Below are 10,771 nucleotides of genomic sequence, written 5' to 3' on the forward strand. Positions count from 1 at the left end.
GCAGGTACGGCGGCTGTTCTCACGAGCCTCGGGGACCGTTCAGGGGATACCCCGATCAGGCGGGAACTTTCTCGCGGGTGCGGGCTGGCCCCGCGGCCGGCGGCGGTGGCGGAGAGGTACGGCGACGCGCGCCGGCCAGCGCCAGCACGATCCCGAGGAGGCCGAGGCCGGTGAGGATCCACTGCGGCCAGCTGCCCAGGGTAGTGGCCAGCGTCTGCCCGTCGCGGACGGGGACATTGGCGACGTAGACGTCCCGCACGAACTGACCCGACTTGTGCTCGACGGTCCCGTTCGGCCGGATCACCCCGGAGATCCCGCTCGTCGACGCGATCAGGATGGTGCGACCGGTCTCGATCGCGCGCATCCGGGTGATCGCGAACTGCTGCTCCGGCTGCCCGGTCCCGCCGTACGTCGCGTTGTTGGTCTGGACGATGAGGACCTGCGCCCCGCCCTTCACCACGTCCGAGATCACGTTGTCGTACGCGAGCTCGAAGCAGATCACGTCGCCGTACGTGACTCCGCGAATCGGCATCACGCCCGGCCCGACCCCGGGCACGGTCTGCGCCCCGATCATCTCCAGCCGCTTGATGTACGGCAGCAACTGGTTCCGGAACGGGATGTATTCACCGAACGGCACCGGATGCCGCTTCGCATACCGCTGACCCGGTCCGCTCGCCGGGTCCCACACGATCCCCGTCGTCTGCCGCTCGTTCTCCCCTGGCCCTTCGGTCACCGCGCCGACCAGGATCGGTACGTCGACCGCCCGCACCGCCTGCTCGATATCGGCCCGCGTCTCCGGGTCCTTGTAAGGATCGATGTCCGTCGAGTTCTCCGGCCAGATGACCAGATCCGGCTTCTGCGCCGTACCGTCCTGGACCGCCTTCTCCAGGTCGAGCGTCGCCTGCAGGTGGTTCCGCGTCACGGTCCGCGCCCGCCCGAGGAACTCAAGACCCTTCCCCGGCACGTTCCCCTGGATCATCGCAGCCGTGACCGTCTTCCCGTCACCCTCGAGCGACAAGTGGATCAGCGAGCTCCCGAACACGATCGCCAACCCGGCCACCAGCGCGACAGCCCGCACCCGCAGCCCACTCGCCCGCCGCAGTAAGGCGAACACGAGCACGCCGAGGAACGCGACCACAAAACTCAGCCCAGGAATGCCCACATAGGACGCAAGCCTGCCCAAAGGTACGTCGGAGAACGCCCAAGCGAGCCGCCCCCACGGGAACCCACCAAACGGCACCGACGCAGTAGCGAACTCGGTCGCCACCCACAGCGCCGGGATCCACAGCATCCACAGCCGGAGCTTCAGCACCTGCGTCGCGAACAACCCGAAGACCGCATAGAACAGCCCCTCCAGGACCGCCAGCCCGATCGCGGCGTCGCCGCCGATGACACTGAGCCACGGCACCAGCACCGCGTAGTACGCGATCCCGAACCCGGCACCGATCAGGAACCCGGCCTTCTTCGACACCCCGCTCAGCGCACCGAGGAAGAGCGGTACGGCGACGATCGTCAGCCAGGGGTGGTCGTGTGGCTCGAAGGCCAGGCCAAGCAGTACGCCGGCACCCACAGCCACCGCTACCCGCGGTAGGACCCGCCCCAGAGCCTTCAACCGGTCCACGCGGTAACCCCTTGTCCTCACAGTCCGCAAAACAGCCAGCAACACAGTCCGCACCCAGACCCGGCGCGGCCGCCGGTCGCACGACCGTACAACGTCCCGGACACGCAAATGTATCCGGCCAGTAGCCAAACGGTGTCATCGCCGGGACAACACACCGACGGAGATGACGCGGTGACCGCGAGTCAGCAAGCTAGCCTGGTCACAGGCCCTGGAGAAGAGGAAAGAGGCTCAGCGTGCCTTCGGACCAACCGACGATGCGCTGGCTGCGTACCGTCCGGCTGTTGTCTACTGGCCGCCGAGCCTCTTCCACCTCTGCCCCGCGGGGGGCTTACCACCGGCGATCTCAGCCCCCGTCGACTCAAGCCTGGCACTGGCCTGGTCAGCGTCGCGGGATCATCCGGTGGCCGAACTTCGTGTGACCGTTGATCAAACGGGATATGACGACTCCCAAAACGATGCTCGCTGACGGCGACGGTGTCAACCTCTCCCCCGGGCTCTTGAGCCCGTTGTAACACTATCGCCCGGCCACGCAGGTAAAACGAGAATCCCTCACCCGAGTCACGTTACAGAGCGGTCTCGGCACGCCACGTAATCGTTACCCAGGGCAACTATTCGTCACCCAACCGGAACGACGACCGTCCCGACCGCGCGGGTGATCTCGAGCGGCTCGGCGAGCACCTCGGCCGCCGACTCGGACTTGTCCGGCCGCCCGCGGCAGACGACGAAAGCGCTGAAGGAGAGCTCCCGGCTGCGGTTGCCGACCCGGGTGATCGTTGCCTTCACCTCCACAACGTCACCGGCCCGCAACGGTTGCAGGAACTGGACGTCGGAGTACGACGCGAACAGCCCTTCGTCACCGTCGGCCTGGATGCAGACCTCGGTCGCGACGTCACCGAACAGGCCGAGCACATAAGCGCCGTCGACCAGGTTCCCGGCGTAGTGCGCGTGGCTGTAGGGGATGTACCGGCGGTGCGTGACGGTCAGCCCGATGGTTGCCTTTGACACCTAAGCGCTCCTCTTCGATACCAGTGCGTCCACGAGGTAGCTGGCCACCTCACCCGGCGTGGTGCCGCGGCCGAACACCCGGTCGACCCCGAGCTCGCCGGCCATCTGCTCGGTGAAACGAGGGCCGCCGGCAACGAGTACCGGCCGCGCGTCCTCGGAGTACGCCTCGCGGAACGCCGCCGACATCTCCTTGGTGTTGAGCACGTGCGCCTCCCGCTGCGTCACCACCTGTGACACCAGGATCGCGTCGGCCTTCTCCGCCCGCGCCCGCCGGACCAGCTCGGGTACTGCGACCTGCGCGCCGAGGTTCACCACCTTGAGCTCGCGGTAGTACTCGAGCCCCTTCTCGCCGGCGAACCCCTTGATGTTCAGGATCGCGTCGATGCCGACCGTGTGCGCGTCGGTACCGATGCACGCGCCGACAACGGTCAGCCGCCGGCGCAGGCCCTTGCGGATGGCGAGGTTGACCTCCTTCGGCGACAGCAGCGGGTAGTCGCGCTCGATGACCTCGACCTTCGACGTGTCGACCAGGTGGTTCACCGGCCCGTAGACGACGAAGAAGGTGAAGTCCGGCCCGATCGGCTTCGAGTGCACGACCAGCGCCGGGTCCATGCCCATTTTGTTCGCGAGCTGTACGGCGGCACCCTCGGCCCGCTTGTCGTGCGGGACCGGCAGCGTGAACGACAGTTGCACCATGCCGTCGCCCGTCGTGTCCCCGTAGGGACGGATGATGCTCATCCCACACCCTCCTCGAGCAGCTCGACCGCCGGGTTGTAGTACTCCGACGACTTCCGCGCGACCCCGTCCAGGCCGCGACCCGCGTCCTGCGGCCGCTTCATCAACCCGAACGTCCCGTCGCCGATCGCGTTCAGCAGCCCGTCGTCGACGATCCGCTCCAGCAGCTCCACGGACTCCCCCAGCACCTGCCGCGCCCGTTGCGCGATGAAGCCATTGGGCTCCGGCCGGAAGTCCTCATGAAGGTTGCCTGCGGCCCCCAACACGTACCGGACGTTCTGCAGCGCCAGGTCCCGGTCCGAGATCCACGGCGTCACCACGGCCTCGGTCATCATCCCGACCAGCAGGATCCCCTGCCCGGTCATCGCGCCGACCAGGTTGAAGAACCCGTCGAGCAGGTACCCGCGGAACACGTCGCCGGTCATGTGCCGGGTCGGCGGCATCCACTTCAGCGGCGCCGCCGGGAACAGCTGCCGGGCGAGCATCGCGTGTGCGAGCTCCAGCCGGAACGAGTCCGGGATGTCCGGGTTGATCTCGAAAGCGTGTCCCAACCCGAGCTGCCAGTCCTCGAGCCCGGCCTCCTTGGCGAAGTACTCGTTCAGCAGCTGCGACACCGTGACCGTGTGTGCCGCGTCGACCGCGTCGGCGGTGGTCAGGTAGTTGTCCTCGCCGGTGTTGATGATGATCCCGGCCCGGGCGTGGATCTGCCGGCTGAACCGCTGGTCGACGAAGGTGCGAATCGGGTTGATGTCGCGGAACAGGATCCCGTACATCGAGTCGTTCAGCATCATGTCCAGACGCTCGAGCCCGGCCAGCGTCGCGATCTCCGGCATGCACAACCCGGACGCGTAGTTCGTCAGCCGGACGTAGCGGCCCAGCTCCTTCGACGACTCGTCCAGCGCGGCCCGCATCAGCCGGAAGTTCTCCTGCGTCGCGTACGTCCCGGCGAACCCTTCCCGGGTCGCGCCCTCCGGGACGTAGTCGAGCAGCGACTGCCCGGTCGACCGGATCACCGCGATGATGTCGGCGCCCTCCCGCGCGGCGGCCTGCGCCTGCGGGATGTCCTCGTAGATGTCGCCGGTCGCCACGATCAGGTAGATCCACGGCCGCTGCTCCGGGTCGCCGTGCCGCTTGATCAGCCGGTCCCGCTCCCGCCGCCGGCCGTCGATCCGCTTCATCCCCGCGGTCGCAGCCTTCCGGGCGGCCGTCCTGGCCCGCGTGAGGTCCCGACCTTCAGGCAGCCGGAAGGTCACCGAGCCTGAGGCGGCCTTCTGCGCCAGCACGGCCAGGTCTTCGGCCTCGCCCCGGACCAGCGCGTCCCAGACCGGCAGGGCGAGACCGTGCTCAAGGCCGACGTCCGCGCGCACAGTGTCCGCGAGCCGGTTCACCCACGGAATGCCTTCGGTGTCGGCACCGGTCAGCCCGGCGAGACGCAGTACCGCGCGCTCGACCGACACCGTGGTGTGCTGCTGCGCGAGCTTGACGATCGGCCGGCCGGCCTTGCGCGCGAGGCTGCGTGCCTTCCGTACGGTGACCGGATCAAGATCCAGCTTCTTCGCCATCACAATCCTTCAGCTTGATAGACGACACGGCCGCCGACGACCGTCCGCAGACAGGTAGGCGTTGTCTGACTCAGGTCGGGCAGCACGGGTACGCCGGCGCGCGGATCGGTCGACCACGCCGCGACCCGCTGGTCCGGCGTCTGCACGACCAGCTCGGCGTCGCTCTCCCAGATCGCGTACGTCGCCACCGTGCCGGGCGCGAGTACGCCGGCATCGTCGATCCCGGCCGCCCGCCATCCGCCGCGCGTGTGCGCCTGGAACGCGGCCCGCACGGTCATCCGCTCGCTCGGCTCGTGGTGGAACGCGGCCGCCCGCACGGCTTCCCAGCCGCCGAGCTCGGTCACCGGAGCATCCGAACCGAAAGCCAGTACGACGCCGGCGCGGGCCAGGGATCCGAACGGGTTCATGCCCTGCCAGCGGTCGCCGACGCGCTCGGCGTACATGTTGTCCGGCCCGCCCCACAGCGCGTCGAACATCGGCTGCACGCTGGCCACGACGCCACACCGGGCCAGGGTCGCGATCGTTGCCTCGTCGACCATTTCCACGTGCTCGAGACGGTGGCGCGCGGCAACGAGTGCCTGGACACCGACCTTCTCGGCGGCCAGCTCGAACCCGGCGGCGATGTTCGCCAGCGCCTGATCGCCGATGCAGTGGAAGCCGGCCTGCACGTTCCGCTCGGTGCAGGCGATGACGTGCTCGGCGATCTGCTCGGGCGTGAGGTAGGCATGACCGCGGTGGTCGGCGCGATCGGCGTACGGCGCCTTCAGCGCGGCCGTGCGCGAGCCGAGCGCACCGTCCGCGTTGAGGTCGCCGGCGAGGCCCGCCAGGTTGTAGGTGCCGACGTGTTCGAACACGCCGGGCTCACCCCAGTAGAGCGTCGCCGACAAGCCGAGCTCCTCGGCGACTTCCCGTACCAGTGGCAGCTCCCAGAGCGGACCGATATGCGGAGCGGCCATCTCGTGAAACGCCCCGATGCCTTTGGAGGCCATCGCCTGCAGTGCTGCCTTGATGTCCATTCGTCGCTGATCCGGCCCGATCAGCTCGCTCAGCGCGTCCCGAATCGCGTGGTGAGCGTCCCGCTCCACTCGCCCAGTACTGTCCAAGCCAGTGCCCACAGCCAGCGGCAGGAGTGCGGAGGAGATCACGCCCGAGTGCCCATCCACCCGGGACAGGTACACGCGCCGCCCGCCCGCTGCTCTGTCCAGTTCCGCGGAAGTCGGGGCCCGTCCCTCAGGCCACTTGGTTTCGTCCCACCCGGCGCCGTCGATCACCGCGTCAGCAGGAAGACGAGCTGCGAAGGACGCCAACCGATCGAGCGCCTCGGCTAGTGACGTCGTACCGGCGAGGTCGAGACCGGTGAGCAGCGCGCCGGTTTGCGCGGTGTGAACGTGCGCATCCACGAAGGCCGGCGTGACCAGCTTGCCGTCCAGGTCGATGACCTCGTCGGCGCCGGACGCGTACGAGCCCGCGCCGGTGTCGTCCCCGAGCCAGGTCACAACGCCGTCATCGAAGGCGATCGCGGTGGCATGCGGGTCGGCGGGCGAGTAGACGGAACCGTTCGTCAGAAGTGTGCGCACGGACTAATCCTCCGCCAGCCTGCTCTCGAACAGACCGCGGACACCCGGCTCGGCCCGCAACAGCTCCAGCGCGTAGTCCGCGTGGCCCGGCACGTACCCGTTGCCGACCAGCATCGTCACGTCCGCCGCGAGACCCTCAGCCCCGAGCGCCGCCGCGGAGAACGACGTCGCCATCGAGAAGAAGATCACCGTGCCGCCGGCAGCCGTCGACAGGACAGCGCCGTGCTCACAACCGGGTACGTCGACGCACACCACGGTGATGTCCGCCGGTTCCCCGGCCGCCGCGACCGCCTCCGACAGCGCCACCGGATCCCGGGCATCGGCCAGCGTCACAACATCGGCAAGGCCCGCTGCGGCCAGCCGGTCCTGCTCCGCCTGAACAGGCACGATCCCGATCGTCCGAGCAGCCCCGGCCGCCCGAGCAGCGGCCAGCGACAGCGAGCCGGATTTACCTGCGCCGCCAATTACTGACACGACAGGCTTTATGCCTTTGTCGACATACGAGCGCACCACACGCGCGGTGAGCGCGGGTGCTCCACAGACGTCCATGACGGCCAGTGAGAGCTCCGGTTTCAGGTCGTCCGGCAGCTTCGCGACGATCGACCGGGCGAACAGGATCGCGTGACCCTCCGCCGGGACCTGCTCGCTCTTGCCGTCCCAGCGGCGCAGCTCGTCGGTGATCCGGAGCGGCGTCAACGTCAGCGAAACCAGCGTCGCGACCCGATCCCCGACCTTGACCCCGAGCGGTGACGACGGCCCGACCTCGTCGACGACTCCGACCAGCATGCCGCCGGACCCGGTGACCGGGTTCTGCATCTTGCCGCGCGCCGCGACGATGTCGAGCACGGCCTGGCGCACCGCCGTACCGTCCCCGCCGTGCGCCTCGGCGAGCTGGCGGTACGAAGCCGCGTCGAGATTCAGCCGCTCGACCGCGATCCGGATCTCGTCCGGCCACAGCTCCGGACGGGCGTCCAGCCGCTCGGCCGCCTGCGGCAGGACGCCGGCGGGCGAGAGTACACGATGCAGTCCGACAGGGCTGGACGACACGGGTTCCTCCTCGATTGCGATCGGGCAAAATAGTACTGAAAGCTGGCTCAGACGAGAATTCTTGCGGCGTACTGTTGGATCTAAGGGAAGTTCTATCGCTATCCTCACACTAGACCGCATCACCTCGCAGCCCCCAGGAGGACACGTGACCGACCTGATCATCCCGGAGCAGGCGGCTCCGGAGGACCCGGCCGGCCAGCCGTACGCCTATCGCCGGGCCGAGCTCGTCGAGCCCGACTGGACCCGGCTGCCCGGGTGGAAGGACGTCACCGCCGAGGAGTGGCGCTCGGTTCAGTGGCAGCGGTCGCACTGCGTGAAGAACGTGAAGCAGCTGCGCGACGTGATGGGCGACCTGCTCGAGGAGCGGTTCTACGAGGACCTCACTCGGGACCAGGCCGAGCGCGCGACGATGTCGATGCTGCTGCCGCCGCAGATGCTGAACACGATCGTGCCGACCGGCGCCGACGACTACACCGAGGCGTTCTACGCGGACCCGGTGCGCCGGTACATGCTCCCGGTCTTCACCGACCGCCGGGCCGACTGGCCGTCGCACCCGCACGCGACGCGGGACTCGCTGCACGAGCACGAAATGTGGGCCACGGAGGGGTTGACCCACCGATACCCGACCAAGGTCCTTGCGGAGGTCCTGCCGACGTGCCCGCAGTACTGCGGCCACTGCACCCGCATGGACCTGGTCGGGAACTCGACGCCAGTGATCGACAAGCTGAAGTTCGTGGCGAAGCCGCAGACCCGGCTGGACAACATGCTCGACTACCTGCGCCGTACGCCGGGGGTCCGGGACGTGGTCGTGTCCGGTGGCGACGTGGCGAACATGCCGTGGCCGCGGCTCGAGGCGTTCCTCACCAGCCTGCTCGAGATCGAGAACATCCGCGACATCCGGCTGGCGACCAAGGCGCTGATGGGGATGCCGCAGCACTGGCTGTCCGACGACGTCCGGGCCGGCGTCGAGCGGGTCGCGAGCATCGCCCGCGAGCGCGGCGTGATGATCGCGATGCACACCCACGTGAACTCGGCGCAGTCCGTGACGCCGCTGGTCGCCGAGGCGTCGAAGGCGATGCTCGAGGCGGGGCTCCGCGACGTACGCAACCAGGGCGTGCTGATGCGCGGCGTGAACGACTCCGTGCCGCAGCTGCTCGACCTGTGCTTCGCGCTGCTCGACGGCGCGAACATCACGCCGTACTACTTCTACATGTGCGACATGATCCCGTTCTCCGAGCACTGGCGGGTCTCCGTGAAGGACGCCCAACACCTGCAGCACGGGATCCTCGGCTACCTCCCCGGCTTCGCCACCCCGCGGATTGTCTGCGACGTCCCGTACGTCGGCAAGCGCTGGGTTCACCAGCTCTCGGAGTACGACGAGACCCGCGGCATCTCGTACTGGAAGAAGAACTACCGGACCGGCATCGAGCAGCAGGACCCGGAGGCGCTCGAGCGGACGTACGAGTACTACGACCCGATCGACACCCTCCCGCGCGAGGGCCAGCAGTGGTGGACCCAGCACGCCGGCACCAACCTCGCCGAAGCCGAGTCCCGCGCGGCTGCCTCCCGGGCGGCCGCCGAGTCGCAGAAGCTCCTGGACCTCAACTAACCCGCCCAGACGGCCTTCGGTGCCACACTGCAGGGGGTGGCACCGAAGGCGCTGTTTTTCAGCTACTCGTCCGTGCGTTTGCCGAACAGGAACGTGACGTTGATCCGGCGGTTGACGTAGCCGTCCTCGAACGTGAGCGGCTGCGTGGCGTGGAAGAGGTCGGAGTTGAAGAGCAGGGCGCGGTTGGCGCGGTACGGGATCTCTGTGCGGGTCGCCTTGGACTCGCGGAGGTACTGCCGGATCGCGCGGCCGTCCTTGTTGTACTTGTCGAACTCCCAGTCCTTGGGTGCTTTCAGGTCGAAGATGTCGAGGCCGCCGGTCGCCGGGTCCTGGTTCGCGCTGTCAGGCGTGAGCCAGATGTTGAGGTTGACCGCGGCGAAGTCGGCATGCGGCGGCGTGGCCGGCTGAGAGGCGCCGTTCTTGTAGCCCCACAGCTGGCGTAGGTGGTGCTGCGGTCCGATGATGCCCGGGAACGCCTGCGCGATCTCTTCGCCCAGTTGGACGAGGAGCGGGCAGTTGAAGCCGCGCGAGAACACCGATCCGAGCCGGCCGTACGCGTAGCGGTTGTTGAACCAGATCGTCGACTCGAGGCAGAACCTGCGGAGGCCGGCCAGCGCGTCGTCGGTCAGGAAGCCGTCGATCACCGCGAACCCGGGTCCGTTGTCGAGGTACTCCTGCTCTACCTGGCGCGGGTCCCACGTCGGTGACAAGGCGGTTGGGACCCGCGGTGTGTCCGGGCGGTGGACGATCTGGTTGTAGACGGCACCGATCCGGTCGTACTCCTGGTCCGTGATCAGCCAGCGGTCGGTCGTGGCCCGCTCCTTCTGCGCGGCGTCGAGGACCTGCCGGTAGGCGTCGATCGTGCGGTCCGGGATGTCGACGTGCTGGTCCTGCAGGTACTCGAACTGTGCGATGTCGTGCTGCAGCTTCGGGATCGACACGTACTGCTCCCGATCCCGGGTCACGTGCCGCGCATGCACCTCGGCGTACTCCGAAGCCCGCGCCAACTCGCCCGCTCGCAGCGCACCCGTCATCGCCTTGTCCGCCGCCTGCCGCGTCATCGGCCGAGCCGCCACCAGCAGCCCCTGCATCTCCCCCACCTCGGGCGACACCACCTCAACCTCAGGCTCCACCACCGTCACCTCACCAATCCCCCGAGCAGTCCCCAACTCGACGGCCCCGTCCGTCCCCAACTCAATCGCCGTATCCGTCCCCACCTCGATCGCCGTATCCGTCCCCACCTCAACCACACCGGTGTCGGTCCCCGTGTCGGTTCCGGTGTCGGTTCCGGTGTCGGTTCCGGTGTCGGTTCCGGTGTCGGTTCCCGTGTCGGTTCCCGTGTCGGTTCCCGTGTCCGTTCCCGTGTCCGTTCCCGTATCCGTTCCCGTTCCCGTACCCGTTCCCGTACCCGTTCCCGTATCCGTTCCCGTGTCGGTCCCGGTTTCCCCGTCGGTCTCGCCGTCGGTTTCCCCGTCGGTTTCGCCGTCGGTTTCGCCGTCGGTTTCGCCGTCGGTTTCGCCGTCGGTTTCGCCGTCGGTTTCGCCGTCGGTTTCGCCGTCGGTTTCGCCGTCGGTTTCGCCGTCGGTTTCGCCGTCGGTTTCGCCGTCGGTTTCGC

At 68.3% G+C, this 10,771-nt stretch carries 9 protein-coding genes; 1 reads left to right on the forward strand and 8 read right to left on the reverse strand.

From position 1 onward, the window contains the following. Window positions 1–55: 55 nt before the first annotated feature. From lnt to AB0E69_RS21340, 6 genes are all read right to left on the reverse strand, one after another. On the reverse strand, window positions 56–1,621 hold the full coding sequence (gene lnt / locus AB0E69_RS21315) for an apolipoprotein N-acyltransferase (protein WP_360148368.1): 1,566 nt from the start codon (window positions 1,619–1,621) through the stop codon (window positions 56–58). A gap of 615 nt (window positions 1,622–2,236) precedes the next feature. Continuing rightward, window positions 2,237–2,626 (reverse strand): hotdog domain-containing protein, encoded by a 390-nt coding sequence (locus tag AB0E69_RS21320; RefSeq protein ID WP_360148371.1) that lies wholly within the window; start codon window positions 2,624–2,626, stop codon window positions 2,237–2,239. After that, complete coding sequence (locus tag AB0E69_RS21325; protein WP_360148374.1) at window positions 2,627–3,364, reverse strand: OAM dimerization domain-containing protein; 738 nt, start codon at window positions 3,362–3,364, stop codon at window positions 2,627–2,629. Next, the gene (locus AB0E69_RS21330; protein WP_360148377.1) at window positions 3,361–4,923 is read right to left on the reverse strand and encodes a lysine 5,6-aminomutase subunit alpha; all 1,563 of its coding nucleotides are present in this window, start codon (window positions 4,921–4,923) and stop codon (window positions 3,361–3,363) included. The genes AB0E69_RS21325 and AB0E69_RS21330 overlap by 4 nt, the downstream gene beginning before the upstream one ends. Then, the gene (locus tag AB0E69_RS21335) at window positions 4,923–6,500 is read right to left on the reverse strand and encodes an amidohydrolase (RefSeq protein ID WP_360148380.1); all 1,578 of its coding nucleotides are present in this window, start codon (window positions 6,498–6,500) and stop codon (window positions 4,923–4,925) included. The genes AB0E69_RS21330 and AB0E69_RS21335 overlap by 1 nt, the downstream gene beginning before the upstream one ends. 3 nt (window positions 6,501–6,503) lie before the next feature. After that, on the reverse strand, window positions 6,504–7,547 hold the full coding sequence (locus tag AB0E69_RS21340; RefSeq protein ID WP_360148383.1) for an L-erythro-3,5-diaminohexanoate dehydrogenase: 1,044 nt from the start codon (window positions 7,545–7,547) through the stop codon (window positions 6,504–6,506). A gap of 145 nt (window positions 7,548–7,692) precedes the next feature. Between AB0E69_RS21340 and AB0E69_RS21345 the strand changes: the two genes are divergently transcribed. Beyond that, window positions 7,693–9,156, forward strand: a complete 1,464-nt coding sequence (locus AB0E69_RS21345; protein ID WP_360148386.1) for a lysine 2,3-aminomutase — start codon at window positions 7,693–7,695, stop codon at window positions 9,154–9,156. Between the two features lie 62 nt (window positions 9,157–9,218). Here AB0E69_RS21345 and AB0E69_RS21350 read toward each other — a convergent pair whose 3' ends face one another. Next, window positions 9,219–10,289 carry a hypothetical protein gene (locus AB0E69_RS21350; protein WP_360148389.1) on the reverse strand — a complete coding sequence of 357 codons (1,071 nt, stop codon included), beginning with the start codon at window positions 10,287–10,289 and terminating at the stop codon, window positions 9,219–9,221. Window positions 10,290–10,294: 5 nt separating this feature from the next. Then, window positions 10,295–10,771: PT domain-containing protein (locus tag AB0E69_RS21355; protein ID WP_360148392.1), on the reverse strand; the 477-nt coding region annotated here is incomplete at its 5' end.

It is taken from the genome of Kribbella sp. NPDC026611 (genome assembly GCF_040638345.1).
Classification (GTDB): domain Bacteria; phylum Actinomycetota; class Actinomycetes; order Propionibacteriales; family Kribbellaceae; genus Kribbella.

Coding starts and splice junctions, on each gene's coding strand:
- AB0E69_RS21325 (WP_360148374.1), bottom strand. CDS start 3,364: ATGAGCATCATCCGTCCCTACGGGGACACGACGGGCGACGGCATGGTG.
- AB0E69_RS21330 (WP_360148377.1), bottom strand. CDS start 4,923: ATGGCGAAGAAGCTGGATCTTGATCCGGTCACCGTACGGAAGGCACGC.